We start from the raw sequence: 20,003 nt of genomic DNA, 5'->3' as shown, positions 1-20,003 counted from the left end.
CCCTCGGCCTTTGGTCCGCTGTCGGGTTAATCGGTTGAGGTAACGCGGGTGGAGTGACCGACGATAGGGGCCAGGGGCAACCGACCAGCCCCCACCCGCCGACTCCGAGAGACCTAGCGTGCTCATACGACTCCTGCGGACCTATCTCAGGCCCTACAAGAAGCCCATAGCCCTCCTGGTGCTGCTGCAGTTCCTGCAGACCTGCGCCACCCTCTACCTGCCCACGCTGAACGCGCACATCATCGACAACGGTGTCGTGAAGGGTGACACGGATTACATCCTGTCCTTCGGCGCCCTGATGATCGGCATCTCGCTCGCACAGGTCGTGTGCAACATCGGCGCCGTGTACTACGGCGCGCGGACCGCCTCCGCGCTCGGCCGGGACGTGCGCGGCGCCGTCTTCGACCGGGTGCAGTCCTTCTCCGCGCGGGAGGTGGGTCACTTCGGAGCGCCCTCCCTCATCACCCGTACGACGAACGACGTACAGCAGGTCCAGATGCTGGCCCTGATGACGTTCACCCTGATGGTGTCGGCGCCCATCATGTGCGTGGGCGGCATCGTGCTGGCGCTCGGCCTGGACGTGCCACTGTCCGGGGTGCTGGTGGCGGTGGTCCCGGTGCTCGGCATCTCCGTGACGCTGATCGTGCGCCGGCTGCGGCCGCTGTTCCGGTCGATGCAGGTCCGCCTGGACACGGTGAACCGGGTGCTGCGCGAGCAGATCACCGGCAACCGGGTGATCCGCGCCTTCGTCCGCGACGAGTACGAGATGGGCCGTTTCGGAAAGGCGAACGGCGACCTGACCGAGATGCAGCTGGCCACCGGTCGGATGCTCGCGCTGATGTTCCCGATCGTCATGACCGTGGTGAACCTGTCGTCGATCGCGGTGGTGTGGTTCGGCGCCCACCGCATCAACAGCGGCGGGATGCAGATCGGCGACCTGACCGCGTTCCTCGCCTATCTGATGCAGATCGTGATGTCCGTGATGATGGCCACCTTCATGTTCATGATGGTGCCGCGCGCCGAGGTGTGCGCCGAGCGCATCGAGGAGGTCCTCGGGACCGACTCCAGCGTGGTGCCGCCCCTCGCGCCCGTCGCCGAGCTGCGCCGCCACGGCCACCTCGAGATCCGGGGTGCGGGCTTCCGCTATCCGGGGGCCGAGGAGCCGGTGCTGAAGTCCATCGACCTGGTGGCCCGCCCCGGTGAGGTGACCGCCGTGATCGGCTCGACCGGCAGCGGCAAGTCGACCCTGCTCGGGCTGGTCCCGCGGCTGTTCGACGCCACCGAGGGCGAGGTCCTGGTCGACGGCGTGGACGTCCAGGAGGTCGAACCCCGGTTGCTCGCGCGGACGGTCGGGCTGGTGCCGCAGAAGCCGTACCTGTTCGCGGGGACGGTCGCCACCAACCTGCGCTACGGCAACCCGGACGCCACCGACGAGGAGCTGTGGCACGCGCTGGAGGTGGCGCAGGCCAAGGACTTCGTGAGCAAGCTGGAGGGCGGCCTGAACGCGCCCATCGCGCAGGGCGGTACGAACGTCTCCGGCGGCCAGCGCCAGCGCCTCGCCATCGCGCGCACCCTGGTCCAGCGCCCGGAGATCTACCTCTTCGACGACTCCTTCTCCGCGCTCGACTACGCCACCGACGCGGCCCTGCGCACCGCGCTCGCCCGCGAGACCGCCGAGGCGACCGTCGTCATCGTCGCCCAGCGGGTGGCGACCATCCGGGAGGCGGACCGGATCATCGTGATGGACGAGGGCCGGGTGGTCGGCTCCGGCCGGCACCGGGAACTGATGGCGGGCAACGAGACGTACCGGGAGATCGTGCTCTCCCAGCTGACGGAAGCGGAGGCTGCCTGATGGCCGGGCCCATGCGCATGATGGCCGGGGGCGGGCCCGACCAGCGCTCGATGGACTTCAAGGGGTCGGGCAAACGGCTCGTCTCCCTCTTCAAACCCGAACGGCTCACGATCTACGGCCTGCTGCTGTGCGTGGTCGTCAGCGTGACCCTCAGCGTGATCGGCCCGAAGATCCTCGGCAGGGCCACCGACCTGGTCTTCGCCGGCATCATCGGCCGGCAGATGCCGGCGGGGGCCACCAAGCAGCAGGTCCTCGACCAGATGCGGGCCCATGGCAAGGGCTCCATCGCGGACATGCTGAAGAGCACCGACTTCACGCCCGGCAAGGGCATCGACTTCGGTGCCGTCGGCGACGTCCTGCTGCTCGCGCTCTGCACGTTCCTGGTCGCCGGCCTGCTGATGGCGGTGGCGACCCGGCTGGTCAACCGGGCCGTGAACCGCACGATGTACCGGATGCGCGAGTCGGTGCAGGCGAAGCTGTCGCGGCTGCCGCTGTCGTACTTCGACAAGCGCCAGCGCGGCGAGGTGCTCTCCCGCGCGACCAACGACATCGACAACATCGGTCAGACGCTCCAGCAGTCGATGGGCCAGCTGATCAACTCGCTGCTGACCATCATCGGCGTGCTCGCGATGATGTTCTACGTCTCCTGGATCCTGGCACTGGTGGCCCTGGTCACCGTGCCGCTGTCGTTCCTGGTGGCCACCCGGGTCGGCAAGCGCTCGCAGCCGCACTTCGTGCAGCAGTGGCGCTCCACCGGCAAGCTGAACGCGCACGTCGAGGAGATGTACACCGGGCACACCCTGGTGAAGGTGTTCGGCCGGCAGCAGGAGTCGGCGAAGCAGTTCGCCGAGCAGAACGAGGCGCTGTACGAGGCCGCGTTCAAGGCGCAGTTCAACAGCGGTGTCATGCAGCCGCTGATGATGTTCGTGTCGAACCTGAACTACGTCCTGGTGGCGGTGGTCGGCGGCCTGCGCGTCGCCTCGGGTTCCCTGTCCATCGGTGACGTCCAGGCCTTCATCCAGTACTCGCGGCAGTTCTCGATGCCGCTGACCCAGGTGGCGTCGATGGCGAACCTGGTGCAGTCCGGTGTCGCCTCGGCCGAGCGGATCTTCGAACTCCTGGACGCGGAGGAGCAGGAGGCGGATCCGGTGCCGGGCGAGCGGCCGGCGGAGCTGCGCGGCCGGGTGCGGCTGGAGCACGTGTCGTTCCGGTACGACCCGGAGAAGCCGCTGATCGAGGACCTCTCGCTCACGGTGGAGCCGGGTCACACGGTGGCGATCGTCGGTCCGACGGGCGCGGGCAAGACCACGCTGGTCAACCTGCTGATGCGGTTCTACGACGTCTCGGGCGGCCGGATCACCCTCGACGGGGTCGACATCCGGAAGATGTCCCGGGACGAACTCCGGTCCGGGATCGGCATGGTGCTGCAGGACACCTGGCTGTTCGGCGGCACGATCGCGGAGAACATCGCGTACGGGGCGTCCAGGGAGGTCACCCGTGGGGAGATCGAGGAGGCGGCACGGGCTGCGCACGCCGACCGGTTCGTCCGCACCCTTCCCGACGGGTACGACACCGTGATCGACGACGAGGGCACGGGCGTCAGCGCCGGTGAGAAGCAGCTCATCACCATCGCGCGGGCGTTCCTGTCCGACCCGACGATCCTGGTGCTGGACGAGGCGACGAGTTCGGTCGACACCCGCACCGAGGTGCTGATCCAGAAGGCGATGGCGAAGCTGGCGGCGGGGCGGACGTCGTTCGTGATCGCGCACCGGCTGTCGACCATCCGGGACGCGGACACGATTCTCGTCATGGAGAACGGCTCGATCGTGGAACAGGGCGCGCACACCGAGCTGTTGGCGGCCGACGGTGCGTACGCCCGGCTGTACAAGGCCCAGTTCGCGCAGGCCGTGGCCGAGGTGGACTAGCCGCACGGGGGCCGCCGGCGGGCGGCCCCCGTTCAGTCCAGGTAACCCCTCAGCTGGTCCGCGAAGGCATGGTCCCGGAGCTTGTTGAGGGTCTTGGACTCGATCTGCCGTATCCGCTCCCGGGTCACCCCGAACAGCCGGCCTATCTCCTCCAGGGTGCGGGGCCGGCCGTCGATGAGCCCGTAGCGGAGCTGCACGACCTTCCGCTCCCGCTCGCCGAGGGTGGAGAGGACGGCCTCCAGGTGCTCCCTCAGCAGCAGGAACGCCGCCGACTCCACGGGGCTCGCGGCATCCCCGTCCTCGATCAGGTCGCCGAGGGCGACGTCGTCCTCCTCGCCGACCGGGGCGTGCAGCGAGACCGGTTCCTGGGCCAGGCGCAGCACCTCGGAGACCCGTTCGGGCGGCAGGTCGAGGTGCGCGGCGACCTCGTCGGGCGTCGGCTCGTACCCCCGCTCCTGGAGCATGCGCCGCTGGACGCGCACGACCCGGTTGATCAGCTCCACCACGTGCACCGGGACCCGTATGGTGCGGGCCTGGTCGGCCAGGGCCCGGGACATGGCCTGGCGGATCCACCAGGTGGCGTACGTCGAGAACTTGTAGCCGCGGGCGTAGTCGAACTTCTCCACCGCCCGGATCAGCCCGAGGTTGCCCTCCTGGACCAGGTCGAGCATGGTCAGGCCGCGGCCGACGTACCGCTTGGCGACGGAGACGACGAGCCGCAGGTTGGCCTCGATGAGCCGCCGCTTGGCCATCCGCCCCATGACGACGAGCCGGTCCAGGTCGAGCGCCAACTGGCTGTCCAGATCGGGCGCGTTGCCGAGCTTCTCCTCCGCGAACAGGCCGGCCTCGACCCTGCGGGCCAGTTCGACCTCCTCGGCGGCGGTGAGCAGCTGGATACGGCCGATCTCGCGCAGGTACTGGCGGAACAGGTCGGCCGAGGGCCCGCCGGTCTCGGCCCGGGCCGGGACCGGCGTCTCGACGGGCTCGGCCGCGTCCTCCGGCTCGTCCGCGAGCGCTTCTGCCGGTGGTTCCGAGGGTTCGGCGGGCACCGCCTCCGGGTGGAGGGCGGCGCGGCCCTGCGGCGGCACGGCCACGACAACGTCCGTCTCCGCGTCCGGCTCGTCAGCGGTCATGGCGGTGGTGCTGGTGGCACTGGTCGCGCTGTCGGTCTGGCTGAGGGTCTGGGTCTGCACGGGGGCGACCTCCAGGATGATCGCTGCTGAAGGCTGTGCGGCAGCGGTACTTCGGGAGCGGAGAGTCGACGGCCTGCGCTCCTGGGACAGGCCCCGGGGACTCGGGCACCGGACCCAGTGTGGAGTACGACACATCCCCGCCACGAGGGGCTTGCGGTGACTTTTTGCGTCCGGTTCGTGACCGGCTGGTGATCCGGGACCGAAAACCGGGCGTCGTATCCGGCCGTGATCTGGGAGGATCCCCGGGTGTCCGGACTCCTGTACGAAACCCATGTGACCGTCCGCTGTGCCGGCCCCGCCGAGAGGGAGCGGCTGCGCGGCTGGGCGGAGGCGGCCGGGCTGAAGCTGACGCACATCGTGCTGGCCCGCGGCCGGATGCGGGACCAGCCGATGCTGACGCTGACCGGTTCGTCCTCGTACGCCGAGCAGTCGGCACGGGCGGCCAGGACGGTGGCGGCACTGCGGTCGGCCGGTTTCGCGCCGGTCCGGGTGAAGACGGAGTCGGCGCCGTGCGCACCGGAGGTGCCGGACGGGCCGTGCGGGGGCGGGCGGTACTTCGAGCACCACGTGAAGCTGCTGCTGGACGCGGAGACCGACCTGACCTCGTTGACCGCGCGGGTCGTCCCGCACGGCGCGCATCTGTCGTGGAACGCCCGGCGGGTCCGCGAGGGCGGGCGGCACGAGCGGTTCGTGACGCAGCGCTGCCGGGGTGTGCGGGACGCCGAGGCCGAAGAGGCGCTGCGCCTGCTGCTCGCGGAGCTCGACGGGCTCGAAGTCCTGTCCGTGGAGCGGGAGTTCGTGCTGTACGACAGCGACGAGTCGGTGGACGAGGGATGGCTGGAGGTGTCGGCGTGAGCGAGATGTGGCGCGCCCTGTGGCGCAGCGAGCGGCTTCCCGCAGAGCCCCTGGACGAGGCGACCCGGCGGGCGAACGACCTGCCAAGCACACTGACGCAGGTACCGGGCGACGACGTGACCCAGCGGCCCGTCTTCGAACCGGCCCTCAAGCAGTACCAGAACGCCTACCGCGCCACCGACCCCGCCTTCGCCGACCCGGCGCGCGGCGAGGCGTGGCGTACGGCCCGGCGGCGGGCGCTGCATCTGGTCCTGGCCGGGATCGGGGACTCCGAGTGGGCCGAGTCCCTGGTGCTGCGCGGCAGCCTGCTGATGTCCCTGTGGTTCGGGGAGGCGGCCCGCGAGCCCGGTGACCTGGACTTCGTGGTCGTACCGGCGGACTGGGGGATCGAGGAGGCGCGCACGCCCCGGATGCTCGACGGCATCGCGGAGGCGGCCCAGGCGCGGGCGGCGGCGGATGCCGGCGGAGTGAGGTTCGCGGCCCGGAGCACCCTCGTGGAGGACATCTGGACCTACGACCGCGTGCCCGGCCGCCGCATGCTCCTGCCCTGGTCGGCACCCGGCCTGCCCGGCGGGCACGTGCAGCTGGACTTCGTCTTCACCGAGGAGCTGCCCGAGCCGCCGGAGCCGGTCGAACTGCCCGGCCGAACCGTGCTGTTGGCCGCGTCCCCCGCGCTGTCGCTGGCCTGGAAGCTGATGTGGCTGATCGACGACATGCATCCCCAGGGCAAGGACCTGTACGACGCCGTGCTGCTGGCCGAATCCCACCCGCTCCCCTACGACCTGCTGCTGCGGGTCTTCCAGCTCTCGGGCAGCGCCGGCCGGGACCGCGAGCTGGTCACCCTGCGGGAGGTGGCACAGGCCGCGGAGTACGCCGAGTGGGACCACTTCGTCACCGAGTACCCGCGGTTCGCCCACCGCGGGCGCGAGTTCGCGAAGCGGCTGGTGCAGGCGGTGACACCGACCTTCGCGGGCCGCTAGAGCGCCTCCGCGCCCCGCTCCCGCAACGCCTGGTCGTACTGCTGCAGGACCCACATCTCGTTCTGTACGGCCGCCAGCTGGGCCGGGTCGCCGCCGGTGGCCAGGCGGGTCAGCTGGGACTGGATGTCGTGGATACGGCGTTCGACGGCGCGGCGGCGGATCTGGACCAGGACCGTGCCGGCGTACGTCTCGTCCACCGTGCGGCGCAGGATCGGCTCCACGGCCAGCTCGGTGACCATCGCGCGGACGGTGTCGTCGGGCGCGGCCTCGCGGACCCGGACCAGGTACTCCTGCGGGTCCTGGACGCCGTACTCCGCGCCGCCCGCCTCCGCGACCGTCTGGCGCACGGCCGCGTACGGCGGCGCGGTGAACTCGTCCACGCCGTACGCGTCGAAGGCCGGGGAGACCAGTTCGGGGCGCTGCAGGGCGAGTTTGAGCAGTTCGCGTTCGGCGGCGTGGACCGGGTTGCGCAGGGTCAGGGCCGGGCCGCTGTTCGCGGGACGCGGCGCCGCAGCCCACTGCTGGTCGGCCGCGCGGGGACGGCCCTGCTGCTGCGGGCCCTTGCCCTCCCGGGCCCAGCGGGCCAGCTGGGCCACCCGCCGGACCACGAACTGGGTGTCGAGGATGCCGAGCATGCCGGCCAGTTCGACGGCGACCTCGTGCTGGGCGCCGCTGTTCTTGATGCGGGCGACGATCGGCGCGGCCTCGTCCAGCGCGGCCGCCCGGCCCGCCGGGGTGTCCAGGTCGTAGCGGCTCAGGATCTGGCGGAGCGCGAACTCGAAGAGCGGCGTCCGCGGTTCGGCCAGGTCCGCCACCGCCTCGTCGCCCTTGGCCAGGCGCAGCTCGCACGGGTCCATGCCGTCGGGCGCGATCGCGATGTAGGTCTCGGCGGCGAACTTCTGGTCGTCCTCGAAGGCGCGCAGGGCCGCCTTCTGGCCGGCCGCGTCGCCGTCGAAGGTGAAGATGACGCGTGCGCTGCCGTTGTCCATCAGCAGGCGGCGGAGGATCTTGATGTGCTCGCCGCCGAAGGCCGTACCGCAGGTCGCGATGGCGGTGGTCACTCCGGCCAGGTGGCAGGCCATGACGTCCGTGTAGCCCTCGACCACGACCGCGCGGCTGGTCTTCGCGATCTCCTTCTTCGCCAGGTCGATGCCGTACAGCACCTGGCTCTTCCGGTAGATCGCCGTCTCCGGCGTGTTCAGGTACTTCGGGCCGTTGTCCGCCTCGTACAGCTTGCGGGCGCCGAAGCCGACGACCTCGCCGCCGATGTCCCGGATCGGCCACATCAGACGGCCCCGGAAGCGGTCGATGGGGCCGCGGCGGCCCTCCTGGGACAGGCCGGACAGGAGCAGCTCCTTGTCGGAGAAGCCCTTGCCGCGCAGATAGCGGGTGAGGTGGTCCCAGCCCTGGGGGCTGTAGCCGACGCCGAAGTGGACGGCGGCGGCCTGGTCGAAGCCGCGCTCGGCGAGGAAGATCCGGCCGGTCTCGGCCTCGGGGCCGGTGGCGAGCTGCTCGGCGTACCACTGCGCGGCGATCTTGTGCGCCTCGACCAGGCGGATGCGCTCGCCGCGCTGGTGGGCCGGGTTGTACCCGCCCTCCTCGTAGCGCAGGGTGATGCCGGCCTGGGCGGCGAGCCGCTCGACCGCCTCGGAGAAGGAGAGGTGGTCCACCTTCATCACGAAGGTGATGGTGTCGCCGCCCTCCTGGCAACCGAAGCAGTGGAAGAGTCCCTTGCTGGGGCTGACCTGGAAGGACGGCGACTTCTCGTCGTGGAACGGGCACAGCCCCTTGAGGTTGCCGCCGCCCGCGTTGCGCAGCTGGAGGTACTCGGAGACCACGGCGTCGATCGGGACCGCGTCCCGTACCGCCTTCACGTCCTCGTCGTTGATCCGTCCTGCCACGAGGCGATTCTACGGGGGTGCACCGACAGTCCCGCCGTTCCCGGTGTTCCCGGTGGTCAGGAAGCGAGGCCGTCCAGAGGGACGTGCGGGTCGGCCAGGGCCTCCGTGTTCACCCGGGCCCTGGAACGGATCAGCTTCTGGATCTGCTCTGTGACATCCCACACGTTCACGTTCATCCCGGCCAGCACGCGTCCCTCCCTCACCCAGAACGCGATGAACTCCCGCTTGCCGGCGTCGCCCCGGATCACCACCTCGTCGTACGACCCGGCCGGCGCCCAGCCGCTGTACTCCATGCCCAGGTCGTACTGGTCGGTGAAGAAGTACGGCACGCGGTCGTACGTCACGTCCTGGCCGAGCATCGCGCGGGCCGCCGCCGGGCCGCCGTTCAGCGCGTTCGCCCAGTGCTCGACCCGCAGCCGGGTGTCGAACAGGGCGAGGGGGAAGTTCGCCACGTCACCGGCCGCGTAGATGTCCGGGTCGGACGTGCGCAGCCGCTCGTCGACGACGATGCCGCCGCCGTGCGCCCGGTCGGCGATCTCCAGGCCCGCCGCCTCGGCGAGGCCGACACGCGGGGCCGCGCCGATCGCGGCGAGGACGTCGTGCGCCGGGTGCTCCTCGCCGTCGTCGGTGCGGACCGCGAGGACCATGCCGTCCTGGCCGACGATCTCGGTGAGCTGCCGCCCGAAGTGGAAGCGGACGCCGTGCTCGCGGTGCAGCTCCGCGAAGACGCCGCCGAGCTCGGGGCCGAGGACGCCGTGCAGCGGGGTCGGCGCCGGTTCGATCACCGTGACCTCCGCGCCGTACTCGCGGGCCGCCGCCGCGACCTCCAGGCCGATCCAGCCCGCGCCCGCGATCACCAGGTGCCCGTTGTCCCGGCCGAGGGCCGTGAGAACGCCCTTGAGGCGCTCGGCGTGGGCGAGGCGGCGCAGATGGTGCACGCCCGCCAGGCCGGTGCCGGGGATGTCCAGGCGGCGGGGCTCGGCGCCGGTGACGAGCAGCAGCTTGTCGTAGCGGACGAGGGTGCCGTCGTCGCCGAAGCGGACCGTCTTCGCGCTGCGGTCGATGCGGTCCACGAACTGGCCGAGGTGCAGCTCGATGTCGTTCTGCGCGTACCAGGCCGGTTCGTGCACGAAGACGCTGTCGCGTTCCTTCTTGCCGAGCAGAAAGCCCTTGGACAGCGGCGGTCGCTCGTAGGGGTGGTCGCGCTCGTCGCTGATCAGTATCACCCGGCCGGTGAAGCCCTCCGCCCGGAGTGTCTCGGCCGCCTTCGCGCCGGCGAGACCGCCCCCGACGATGACGAATGTCTGATCCGCGTCGACCACTTGATGCCTCCTCGTAAGGGTGCCGCCATATGCGAGCGTCCCGCACCGGGCGTGCTGCGGGAAGAGGGAGTGACCCGATCAGGCCACGGAGGGTCATGTTCCTCTCACATATGCCCCGTAAGTCTCGCGTGCAGCGAGCGCGCGGAGGCGTCGGTGAGGGAGGCGATCTGGTCGACGATCACCCGCTTGCGTGCATGGTCGTCGCCTGCCCCGTCGAACAGGGCCCGAAACTGTGGATCCAGCCCGTCCGGCGCGCGGGCGGTGAGCGCCTCCGCCAGCTCCGCCACGACGACCCGCTGGTCCGCGCGCAGCCGCTCCTGCTCCGCGCGCTGCATCACATACCGGTCCGCGACCGCCTTGAGCACCGCGCACTCCATGCGGGCCTCGCGTGGTACGACGAGTTCGGCGTCGTAGCGGGTGAGCCGGCCGGTGCCGTACGCGGCGCGGGTGGCGCCCTCGGCGGCCAGGCAGAACCGGCCGATGAGCTGGCTGGTGGCGTCCTTCAGCCGGGCCTGGGCGACCGCGGTGCCGTCGTAGCCGTGCGGCCACCACTCCTCGTCCTGGAGGCGGTCGAGGGCGGCGGCCAGTTCGGCCGGGTCGGTGTCCGCGGGGACGTACCGGCCGATGGCGACCTCGAACACCGCCTGCCGCTCGGGCTCGGCGTGCAGGCAGTTGGGGTCGATGTGACCGGCGTGCAGGCCGTCCTCGACGTCGTGGACCGAGTACGCCACGTCGTCCGACCAGTCCATGACCTGGGCCTCGAAGCAGGTGCGGGTGCCGGGGGCGTGCGCCCTGACCCAGTCGAACACCGGGCGGTCGTCCTCGTAGACGCCGAACTTCCGCGACGCCGGGTCGGTGGGGTGGGCGCCGCGCGGCCAGGGGTACTTGGTGGCGGCGTCGAGGGTGGCACGGGTGAGGTTGAGGCCGACCGAGCGGTCCTCGGTGAACCGTTTCGGCTCGATGCGGGTGAGGAGCCTGAGGGACTGGGCGTTGCCCTCGAAGCCGCCGCAGTCGTCAGCGAAGGCGTTCAGCGCCTGTTCGCCGTTGTGGCCGAAGGGCGGGTGACCGAGGTCGTGGGCGAGGCAGGCGGCCTCCACCAGGTCGGGGTCACAGCCGAGGGCCGCGCCGAGTTCCCGGCCCACCTGGGCGCATTCGAGTGAGTGGGTGAGCCTTGTTCTGGGGCTGGCGTCCCATACCTGGCTGTGGGCTCCTGGGGTGACGACCTGGGTCTTGCCGGCGAGTCTTCTGAGCGCGGCGGAGTGGAGGATGCGGGCGCGGTCGCGTTGGAAGGCGGTGCGGCCGGGGCGTTTGTCGGGCTCTGGGGCCCAACGCTCCGCCGAGGTCGGGTCGTAGGGGCCGTTGTCGAGTGCGGTGCCTTCCATTCTTCGACAGTATGCCCACTCGTCCGCCCTGTTCCGTTCTGGGGCGCGTGCGGGTCGTGGGTGGCTTGTCGCGCAGTTCCGCGTGCCCCCTCTTTTCGCAGCCCTTCTTTCAAGCCGAGGCCGGTTCGGCCACTGTCACCGCTCTCACCTGGTCGTATCTGTGCAGGATCAGGCGGGCCATCGCCGGATGCGCGCCCAGGGGGGCCGAGGCCGTCCACGGCGCCGCCTTCGCGCACTGCGTCGCGAAACGCCCCGGGGCCGTGAAGTACGAGGCGACCGCCACCCGGTGCCGGCCCCTCGCCGTCAGGGCCCGTATCGCCGTCGGGACCGTCGGGGTCGCCGCCGAGGCGTAGGCCGGGACGACCGGCACGCCCAGCCGGTCCGCCAGGAGCCGGGCCGTGCGGCGGGTGTCGGTGGCCGAGTCGGGGTCGCGGGAGCCGGCCGCGGCCAGCACGACCGCGCTCGCACGGCGGGTGGCCGGGTTGGGGGCCGTGGGCCAGCCGGCCTCGAGGAGGCGGTCGTAGAGGGTCTCCACCAGGAGCGGGTGCGGGCCGAGCGGGGCGGCCAGTCGGGTGGGTGCCTGTGCGGCGGCGGCCATCTGGGGGATGTCCTGCTTGACGTGGTAGCCACGGGAGAGGAGCAGCGGGACCAGGACGGCGGGGGTGTCGCCGAGCGCGGCGAGGGTGTCCGGGAGCAGGGGCTCGTTCAGCTCGATGTGGCCCAGGTGGACGGGGAGGCCGGGGCGCAGTTCGCGTACCCGGTCCGCCAGCGTCCGTACGGTCTCCAGGGCGCGCGGGTCGCGGCTGCCGTGGGCGACCAGGACGAGGGCGGGCGGGGCCGTGCGGCGGTGGCCGAGCGGGGAGACCAGCCGGAGCCGGCCGGCGAGCTGGCTGCCGATGCTGTTCATGAGGTGCGCCGTGCTGTCGAGGTCGACGCGGGGCTCGGAGCGGGGAGGGTGCGACGCCGTCATGCAAGGATCCTGACGGCACCAGGTTGCGCGGCCGTTGCCGGGCCGTCACGAGCGTTTTCCGCTGCTTCACGTCGTACGGATGCTCGATGTGAGGCGAACCGGACGGCTGCCGGTGGCGTCCTCCATGGTCGGAACCGGTCGGAACCGATCCCTGGGGGCCATATGAAGATCCGTCGACCGCGGCTGCCGCGCACCCGCACGGGGCAGCGGCGGCTGGTGCAGGCCGTGATGGCCGGGTGTGTGCTGGCGCTGCTGCCGGCGACCTGGCTGTTCGTGTCCACGGCGGACCGGCTGCGCACGACGGCGGACGCCCCGCGGACCCAGGTCGCCATGGTCTTCGGGGCCGGGCTGTGGAACGGGGAACCGTCGCCGTATCTCGCGCACCGGCTGGACGCGGCGGCGCGGCTGTACCGGGCGGGGCGGGTCCACGTCGTGCTGGTCACCGGGGACAACAGCCGCAAGGACTACGACGAGCCCGACGCCATGCGCGCCTACCTCACGCACCACGGGGTGCCGGGTGACCGGATCGTCAGGGACTACGCCGGGTTCGACACCTGGGACTCCTGCGTCCGGGCCAAGAAGATCTTCGGTGTGGACCGGGCCGTGCTGATCAGCCAGGGCTTCCACATCCGGCGGGCGGTGGCCCTGTGCGAAGCGGCAGGGGTGGACTCGTACGGGGTCGGGGTGGCCGACAAGCACGACGTGACCTGGTACTACGGCGGGACGCGCGAGGTGTTCGCGGCGGGCAAGGCGGTGCTGGACGCGGTGTTCCACCCGGATCCGACGTTCCTCGGGCCGCGGGAGAGCGGAGTCACCAAGGCGCTGGCGGGGGCCCGGGACTGAGCATGGAGATCACGGATCTGACGCCCGCCGAGCGCCGCGTCCGCGACGCCTTTCCGCTCGGCGAAGGGGTCGACTTCCGGGAGAGCGACGACGAGGACCCCGCGCAGGGCGCCTCATGGGGCCCGGAACGGACGCTACGGGCGGAGGTGCTGCGGGCGCTGCTGCTGGACGGGCCGGTGCGGGGCGACCGGATCGCCGGGCTGAAGGTGTGGGGCGCGCGCATCACCGGGGTGCTCCAACTGATGTACGGCACGGTCGACCACCCGGTCCGGCTGCGGGCCTGCCACTTCGACGAGACCCCGAACCTGTACGGGGCGAGCATTCCCGCCCTGGTACTGGCCGATTCGGTCCTTCCGGGGCTCACCGCGGGCACCCTCCGCGTCGGCGGGGCGCTCCGGATCACCTGCTGCCGTGTCACGGGTCCGGTACGGCTGGCGGGCGCGAAGATCTCCGGGGCGTTCTTCGCCAATGGTGCGCTGCTCGGCAGACCCGGCGAGGTCCCGGAGGAGCCGGTGCTCCAGCTGGGCCACGCCGAGGTGGCCACGGACGTGTGGGCGCCGGGACTGGTCGCGCACGGAAAGGTGCACCTGAACGGCGCGGTCGTGCGCAACCAGGTGAACCTGAACGACGCCGAGCTGAACGCCCCCGGCGAGACCGTGTTGCACGCCGAGGTCCTGACGGTCGGCACCGACCTGCACGCCATGCGGTTGCGGGCCCGTGGCCGGGTCAACCTGGGCGGTGCCCGGATCCCCCGCCAGCTCAACCTCGCCTACGCCCGGCTGTCCAATCCGGGCGGCCAGGCCCTGCGCGCCAGCAGCAGCGCCGTCGGCGAGCTGTGGCTGCGGGAGGCCGCTCCCGTCGAGGGTGCCGTGAATCTGCGCCGGGCCCAGCTCGACCTGCTGCACGTGCCGCCCGAGGTATGGCCCGGGCAGGTCCAGCTCGACGGGCTCAGCTACCGCGTCCTGACCCCGCACCTCCCGGCCGAGCAGCGCCTCCCGCTGCTGGAACGCGAGACGGACGGCTATCTTCCCCACCCCTACGAGCAGTTGGCCACGGCGTACCGCACGGTGGGCGACGACGCCGCAGCGCGCACCGTCCAGCTGGCCAAGCTCCGCCGGCACCGCCGTACCCTGCCGCCGTACGCCCGGGTGTGGGGCCGGCTCCAGGACGCGGCCGTCGGCTACGGCTTCCGCCCGATGCGGGCCGCGGGCTGGCTGCTGCTCCTGCTGTGCACCGGCACGCTCGCCTTCGCCCTGCACCATCCGCCCGCGCTCAAGCCCGGCGAGGCGCCCGCGTTCAACCCGCTCTTCTACACGCTCGACCTGCTGCTGCCGATCATCGACTTCGGCCAGGAGGCGGCGTACGCGCCGCGCGGGTGGTACCAGTGGCTGTCGTATCTGCTGATCGTCACCGGCTGGGTGCTGGCGACGACGATCGCGGCCGGCGTCAGCCGCTCGCTGAGCCGGCAGTAGGGACCTCACGGCCTCCCCGGCCCCGCGGGGAGGTCGCCGTGCCGGGCGTGTAACGGGAAGCGGCCGGGGCCGTAACACGCCCGACGCACGCTGGCGGCATGGAACCGATCGCCTCGACGCCCACCCACTGCCCGTACTGCGCCTTGCAGTGCGGGATGAACATCACGCCCCTGCCGCAGGGGGGCGTCGAGGTGACCGAACGGACGGACTTCCCGGTGAACCGGGGCGCGCTGTGCGGCAAGGGCCGTACCGCGGCCGAGGTGCTGTCGCCGGCGGTACGGCTGACCTCGCCGCTGGTGCGGTCCGGTGGCCGGCTGGTCGAGGCGAGCTGGGCCCAGGCCCTGGACCGGATCGCGGAGCGGCTCGGGAGCACACGGCGGGAGTACGGCGCCGACGCGCTGGGCGTGTTCGGCGGGGGCGGGCTGACGAACGAGAAGGCGTACGCGCTCGGGAAGTTCGCCCGGGTGGTGCTCGGCACCTCGCAGATCGACTACAACGGCCGGTTCTGCATGTCGTCGGCCGCGGCGGCCGGGACGAGGGCGTTCGGCCTCGACCGGGGCCTCCCCTTCCCCCTGGAGGACATCCCGAAGACCGGGTGTGTGATCCTCGTCGGGTCGAACCTCGCGGAGACCATGCCGCCGTCCCTGCGCTTCTTCACCGAACTGCGCCAGAACGGCGGCACGTTGATCGTCGTCGACCCGCGCCGGACGAGGACGGCCGAGCAGGCGGACCTGCACCTGGCCCCCCGCCCGGGCACCGATCTCGCCCTGGCCCTCGGCCTGCTGCACCTGGTGGTGGCGCAGGGGCGGACGGACGACGAGTACATCCGACAGCGGACGACGGGCTGGGAGCAGGCGCGCGCGGTGGCGATGGCGCACTGGCCGGAGCAGGTGGAGCGGATCACGGGAGTGTCGGTTCCGCAACTCCGGGAGGCGGTACGGCTTTTCTGCGAGCCGGAGTCGGCGATGGTGCTCACCGCCCGCGGGCCGGAGCAGCAGTCCAAGGGCACGGACACGGTGGGCGCGTGGATCAACCTGTGCCTGGCGACCGGCCGGGCGGGCCGCCCGCTGTCCGGATACGGCTGCCTGACCGGGCAGGGCAACGGGCAGGGCGGCCGCGAACACGGCCAGAAGGCGGACCAGTTGCCCGGCTACCGCAGGCTGGACGACCCAACGGCGCGGGCGCATGTGGCCGGGGTGTGGGGCGTGGACCCGGATGCGCTTCCCGGCCCCGGACGCAGCGCGTACGAGCTGCTCGACGCCCTCGGCACGGACATCAGGGCGCTGCTGCTGATGGGCTCCAACCCGGTGGTGTCGGCGCCGCGCGCGGCCCATGTCGAGGAGCGGATCAGGTCCCTTGATTTTCTCGCCGTTTGCGACGTGGTGATGTCGGAGACGGCTCAGCTGGCGGACGTCGTCCTGCCGGTCACCCAGTGGGCGGAGGAGACGGGCACCACGACCAGCCTGGAGGGCAGGGTCCTGCTGCGCCGCCGGGCGGTCACCGCGCCGTCCGGGGTCCGCAGCGACCTGTACGTCCTGCACGAGCTGGCGGCCCGCCTCGGCGTGGAGAAGGGCTTCCCGACCGACCCCGAGGAGGTCTTCGCCGAGCTGCGCCGGGCGAGCGCGGGCGGCCCGGCGGACTACTCGGGGATCACCTACGGGCGGCTGGCCACGGAGAACGGGGTGTTCTGGCCGTGCCCGGAGCCGGCGGAGGGCACCGCGGCCGAAGTCCATCCGGGCACTCCCCGCCTCTTCCTGAACCGTTTCGCCACGGACGACGGCCGGGCCCGGTTCGCCCCCGTGACCCACCGCCCGACGGCGGAGGAACCGGACGCGGAGTATCCGCTGCTGCTGACCACCGGCCGGGTGGTCTCGCAGTACCAGTCGGGCGCCCAGACCCGGCGGGTGGCCGAGCTGAACGCCGCCGCTCCCGGCCCCTTCGTGGAGCTCCACCCCCGGCTCGCGGCGCGTATCGGCGCGGCCGAGGGGGACCGGGTGACCGTGACCTCCCGCCGGGGCCGGGCGACCGCCCCCGCCCGGATCACCTCCGCCATCCGCCCGGACACCGTCTTCATGCCCTTCCACTGGCCCGGCGAGGGCCGCGCCAACACCCTGACCAACCCGGCCCTCGACCCGACGTCCCGGATGCCGGAGTTCAAGTCGTGCGCGGTGCGGGTGGAGACGGCGACATCCCCGGGGGCCTCGTCATGAACGCCGGCGGCCGCAAGGGTGCGTTCGTACGACTTCCCTGGTGAGCGCGGGCACCGGCGGCGGTGTGTTCGTACGGATTCCGTGGAGATGGACTCAGCACAGGCGACTGAGACATGCGTACGGGGGAGAGCGGCGTGGCGTGGGACGAGTGGGAACGGCTCAAGCCGGAGGCCCGCAGCAGCTACAGCCACCTGACCATCCCGCACAAGGACCTGGTCCCGGTGATGCGGGCGATGGCCGAGGACGGGCACGCGTTCGCGCAGGTGCATGACGCCGAGACACGACAGGGCGCTGGCCAGGGACTTCCGGGCGGCGCTGGCCCGCGCGGGCGGCTGCGTGTAGAGGGTGCCGGCTGCCGTGGATTGCCGGTATGGCTGACATGGACCGGTTCGACCTGAGCGCCTACCTGGAGCGGATCGGACGGCGGAGCGGCGGCGGGCGGGCGGGGCGGGTCGTACTCGAAGGGCCCCTGGAACTGCTGGAGTTGCAGACGTACGAGCGCCAGGAGCAGGACTGGGTGGGCCAGTACGCGTTCGCCCTGGAGCCGTTCGCCGCCCCGGACCACGAGGTGTTCGACCGGCACGTCGGCACCAACCCCCGCTCCCCCTTCACCAGGCGCCCGTACCTCCAGCGGACCACTGCCGAGTGCCATCTGGAGGAGTTCGGGATCGTGGTGCCGGAGGGGCTGACGCTGCTCGCCCGATTCAGCGCCCAGACAGCCAGTCGCCGTCCTCGATCGGTTTTCCCTCGGCACGCAGCCGGGCGGCGACGGGCGGGGCGGCCAGGTAGACCCAGGCGAGGGCGGTCGTGCCGTCGGCGGTGCGCAGGACGGTGCGCGCCGCGCGTTCATAGAGGTTGCGGGGGTCGCCCGGGGTGTACTCCTCCAGGCGGTCCAGCGCGGCGAGCAGTTCGGCGTACGACTCCGGCCGGGCGGTGATCAGTTCGCCCCGGACCTCGCCGCCCGCCCGCTCCACGGCGTAGGGATAGCCGGGGCCGTCGTACAGCGCGGCGTCCCGCAGGCGGGCCGGTTCCTCCCAGGCGGTGCGGCCCCGCAGGAACAGGTCGTGGTTGGCCTCGCCGGGGCGGAGCGTGCCGTAGACGAAGAAGGGCAGCGGGGTTCCGGGCTCCTCGGGGTCGTTCTCGTTCTTCTCGGTGATCACGGAAACGATTCTCTACCCCCTTCGGCTCCCCACACATCTCCATGAAGGAGCTATGGACATGACATGTCAGGGCCCCTTGAATCACTGGGTACATCAGCGCCGCCCCCACGCCTTGACGGGCGCTTCCCCGAGGAGATCCATGAGCCGGATACGCCAGCACGTCCGAGGATCCCGTCGTCTCACCACCGCCGGCGTCGCCGTCACCACCGCGACCCTGCTGTCCGTGGCCCTCTCCCCCGCCGCCCACGCCGACGCCAGACCGACCAGGGCCGCCGCGATCCAGCACGCGGCGTCGGCACTCCTGGCCCATGCCGCGAGCCTGGGCCTGACCTCCGCCGAGGACACCAGCGTCCGCGACGTGATCGTGGACAGGAACGGCACCCAGCACGTCCGCTACGACCGCACCTACCACGGACTGCCCGTACTGGGCGGCGACTTCGTGGTCCACCTGGCCCCGAACGGTGCCTACCGCAGCGCGAACCGGGCGACCCGCGGGACCATATCCCTCGGCTCGATCCTCCCGGCGGTCCCGGCGTCCAAGGCCACCGACCTCGCCGTGAACGCCCTGCGCGCCGCCAACCTCGGTGATGCGCTCAAGCAGGTCAAGGCCAGGCCCGAGCTGATCGTCGACGCCCTGCACGGCACCCCGAGGCTCGCCTGGCGCACCACCGCGGCCGGCCTGGACTCGCTCGGCAACCCGGTAGCCCGGACCGTGCTGACCGACGCCCGCACCGGCCGCCAGATCGACGCCTGGGACAGCATCGAGACCGCCGCCGGCGACGGAAAGTCGCTGTACAGCGGGACGGTGCCGCTGGAGACGACCCAGTCGGGATCGTCGTACCAGCTCAAGGACCCGACACGCGGCAACACCTACACCGGCGACGCCGAGGGCAAGACGGACCTGTGCTTCTTCGGCATCTGCTTCAGCCGGGCGCCCGCGGACCTGTTCACGGACGCCGACAACCACTGGGGCACCGGCACCACCTCCGACCGCGCCTCGGCCGCCGTCGACGCCCAGTACGGCACCGACATGACCTGGGACTACTACAAGAACGTCCAGGGGCGCAACGGCATCGCGGGCGACGGCAAGGGCTCGTACAACCGCGTCCACTACGGCAGCAACTACAACAACGCCTTCTGGGACGACAGTTGCTTCTGCATGACGTACGGCGACGGTGACGGGACCACCTTCGGTCCGCTGGTCGCCCTCGACGTCGCCGGGCACGAGATGACCCACGGAGTCACCTCCAAGACGGCCGCGCTGACCTACTCGGGCGAGTCCGGCGGCCTCAACGAGGCCACCTCGGACATCCTCGGCACGATGGTGGAGTGGTACGCGAACAACCCGTCCGACCCCGGTGACTACCTCATCGGCGAGAAGATCGTGAAGCCCGGCTTCGGCCACACCGCCCTGCGCTACATGGACAAGCCGTCCAAGGACGGCAACTCCGCGGACTACTGGAGTTCGTCGGTCGGGAACCTCGACGTCCACTACTCCTCCGGTGTCGCCAACCACTTCGCCTATCTGCTGGCGGAGGGCAGCGGTCCGAAGACCATCAACGGGGTCAGCTACGACTCCCCCACCTACAACGGCTCCACGGTCACCGGCATCGGCCGGGACAAGGTCGGCCGGATCTGGTACCGGGCGCTGACGGTCTACATGACCTCCTCCACGAACTACGCCGGGGCGAGGACGGCGACGCTGAACGCCGCCAAGGACCTGTACGGCGCGGGCAGCACGGAGTACGACGCGGTGGCGGCGGCCTGGAGCGCCGTCAACGTGAACTGACGGCCGCCTCCATTCGTGTTTTCTTCATACCGGTCATTCCTCTGGGGCCCCCGCACTCCTGCGACCTGCCGGAATCCGGCGGGGGCTGGGCCGTGTGGGGGCCGGGGAGGACACCCGTTCACCGCAATTCTGACGGGCCATCAGGGAGC

General features: G+C 71.6%; 14 protein-coding genes and 1 pseudogene. 9 read left to right on the top strand and 6 right to left on the bottom strand.

Annotated elements, in window-relative coordinates:
* Positions 1 to 118 precede the first annotated feature (118 nt).
* On the top strand, positions 119 to 1,852 hold the full coding sequence (locus ABT288_RS17605; RefSeq protein WP_351608174.1) for an ABC transporter ATP-binding protein: 1,734 nt from the start codon (positions 119 to 121) through the stop codon (positions 1,850 to 1,852).
* On the top strand, positions 1,852 to 3,777 hold the full coding sequence (locus ABT288_RS17600) for an ABC transporter ATP-binding protein (RefSeq protein WP_351608173.1): 1,926 nt from the start codon (positions 1,852 to 1,854) through the stop codon (positions 3,775 to 3,777). The genes ABT288_RS17605 and ABT288_RS17600 overlap by 1 nt, the downstream gene beginning before the upstream one ends.
* A gap of 32 nt (positions 3,778 to 3,809) precedes the next feature.
* On the opposite strand, the pseudogene ABT288_RS17595 reads toward ABT288_RS17600, so the two are convergent.
* A pseudogene (locus tag ABT288_RS17595) lies at positions 3,810 to 5,088 on the bottom strand (RNA polymerase sigma factor).
* A gap of 128 nt (positions 5,089 to 5,216) precedes the next feature.
* Here ABT288_RS17595 and ABT288_RS17590 point away from each other — a divergent pair.
* Together ABT288_RS17590 and ABT288_RS17585 are read left to right on the top strand one after the other, a co-directional pair.
* Complete coding sequence (locus ABT288_RS17590) at positions 5,217 to 5,825, top strand: hypothetical protein (protein ID WP_351608171.1); 609 nt, start codon at positions 5,217 to 5,219, stop codon at positions 5,823 to 5,825.
* Positions 5,826 to 5,830: 5 nt separating this feature from the next.
* Entirely contained in the window at positions 5,831 to 6,805 is a 975-nt protein-coding gene (locus ABT288_RS17585; protein ID WP_351608277.1) for a nucleotidyl transferase AbiEii/AbiGii toxin family protein, read from the top strand.
* Here ABT288_RS17585 and dnaG read toward each other — a convergent pair.
* The 4 genes from dnaG to ABT288_RS17565 form a co-directional block, all read right to left on the bottom strand.
* Positions 6,802 to 8,706: a DNA primase gene (dnaG, locus tag ABT288_RS17580; RefSeq protein ID WP_351608169.1), complete on the bottom strand. Its 1,905-nt coding sequence runs from the start codon at positions 8,704 to 8,706 to the stop codon at positions 6,802 to 6,804. The two genes, ABT288_RS17585 and dnaG, sit on opposite strands and share 4 nt — an antisense overlap.
* A gap of 56 nt (positions 8,707 to 8,762) precedes the next feature.
* Positions 8,763 to 10,028, bottom strand: coding sequence for an NAD(P)/FAD-dependent oxidoreductase (locus ABT288_RS17575; protein WP_351608166.1), 1,266 nt, complete (start codon positions 10,026 to 10,028; stop codon positions 8,763 to 8,765).
* A gap of 104 nt (positions 10,029 to 10,132) precedes the next feature.
* Complete coding sequence (locus ABT288_RS17570) at positions 10,133 to 11,410, bottom strand: deoxyguanosinetriphosphate triphosphohydrolase (RefSeq protein ID WP_351608163.1); 1,278 nt, start codon at positions 11,408 to 11,410, stop codon at positions 10,133 to 10,135.
* A 109-nt stretch (positions 11,411 to 11,519) separates the two neighbouring features.
* Positions 11,520 to 12,380 (bottom strand): sirohydrochlorin chelatase, encoded by an 861-nt coding sequence (locus tag ABT288_RS17565; RefSeq protein ID WP_351608160.1) that lies wholly within the window; start codon positions 12,378 to 12,380, stop codon positions 11,520 to 11,522.
* 162 nt (positions 12,381 to 12,542) lie between these two features.
* Between ABT288_RS17565 and ABT288_RS17560 the strand changes: the two genes are divergently transcribed.
* The 4 genes from ABT288_RS17560 (at position 12,543) to ABT288_RS17545 (ending at position 17,303) form a co-directional block, all read left to right on the top strand.
* Positions 12,543 to 13,223, top strand: a complete 681-nt coding sequence (locus ABT288_RS17560) for a SanA/YdcF family protein (protein ID WP_351608157.1) — start codon at positions 12,543 to 12,545, stop codon at positions 13,221 to 13,223.
* Between the two features lie 2 nt (positions 13,224 to 13,225).
* Entirely contained in the window at positions 13,226 to 14,695 is a 1,470-nt protein-coding gene (locus ABT288_RS17555) for a membrane-associated oxidoreductase (protein WP_351608154.1), read from the top strand.
* Positions 14,696 to 14,793: 98 nt separating this feature from the next.
* Positions 14,794 to 16,905 carry a molybdopterin oxidoreductase family protein gene (locus tag ABT288_RS17550; RefSeq protein ID WP_351608152.1) on the top strand — a complete coding sequence of 704 codons (2,112 nt, stop codon included), beginning with the start codon at positions 14,794 to 14,796 and terminating at the stop codon, positions 16,903 to 16,905.
* A 134-nt stretch (positions 16,906 to 17,039) separates the two neighbouring features.
* Entirely contained in the window at positions 17,040 to 17,303 is a 264-nt protein-coding gene (locus ABT288_RS17545) for a hypothetical protein (RefSeq protein WP_351608149.1), read from the top strand.
* 306 nt (positions 17,304 to 17,609) lie between these two features.
* On the opposite strand, the gene ABT288_RS17540 is transcribed toward ABT288_RS17545, so the two are convergent.
* Positions 17,610 to 18,065, bottom strand: a complete 456-nt coding sequence (locus ABT288_RS17540; RefSeq protein WP_351608146.1) for a gamma-glutamylcyclotransferase family protein — start codon at positions 18,063 to 18,065, stop codon at positions 17,610 to 17,612.
* Between the two features lie 139 nt (positions 18,066 to 18,204).
* On the opposite strand from ABT288_RS17540, the gene ABT288_RS17535 reads away from it, so the two are divergent.
* Positions 18,205 to 19,854 (top strand): M4 family metallopeptidase, encoded by a 1,650-nt coding sequence (locus tag ABT288_RS17535; RefSeq protein WP_351608143.1) that lies wholly within the window; start codon positions 18,205 to 18,207, stop codon positions 19,852 to 19,854.
* The last annotated feature ends 149 nt before the right edge of the window (positions 19,855 to 20,003 follow it).

This window comes from Streptomyces sp. NPDC001093 (genome assembly GCF_040298985.1).
Lineage (GTDB): Bacteria > Actinomycetota > Actinomycetes > Streptomycetales > Streptomycetaceae > Streptomyces.
This window is presented reverse-complemented; position numbering and strand designations above follow the sequence as displayed.

Excerpts from the sequence above, each read along its gene's own strand:
- ABT288_RS17570 (WP_351608163.1), bottom strand. The coding sequence starts at position 11,410 with ATGGAAGGCACCGCACTCGACAACGGCCCCTACGACCCGACCTCGGCG.
- ABT288_RS17550 (WP_351608152.1), top strand. The coding sequence starts at position 14,794 with ATGGAACCGATCGCCTCGACGCCCACCCACTGCCCGTACTGCGCCTTG.
- ABT288_RS17560 (WP_351608157.1), top strand. The coding sequence starts at position 12,543 with ATGAAGATCCGTCGACCGCGGCTGCCGCGCACCCGCACGGGGCAGCGG.
- ABT288_RS17555 (WP_351608154.1), top strand. The coding sequence starts at position 13,226 with ATGGAGATCACGGATCTGACGCCCGCCGAGCGCCGCGTCCGCGACGCC.
- ABT288_RS17585 (WP_351608277.1), top strand. The coding sequence starts at position 5,831 with ATGTGGCGCGCCCTGTGGCGCAGCGAGCGGCTTCCCGCAGAGCCCCTG.
- ABT288_RS17535 (WP_351608143.1), top strand. The coding sequence starts at position 18,205 with ATGAGCCGGATACGCCAGCACGTCCGAGGATCCCGTCGTCTCACCACC.
- ABT288_RS17600 (WP_351608173.1), top strand. The coding sequence starts at position 1,852 with ATGGCCGGGCCCATGCGCATGATGGCCGGGGGCGGGCCCGACCAGCGC.
- ABT288_RS17565 (WP_351608160.1), bottom strand. The coding sequence starts at position 12,380 with ATGACGGCGTCGCACCCTCCCCGCTCCGAGCCCCGCGTCGACCTCGAC.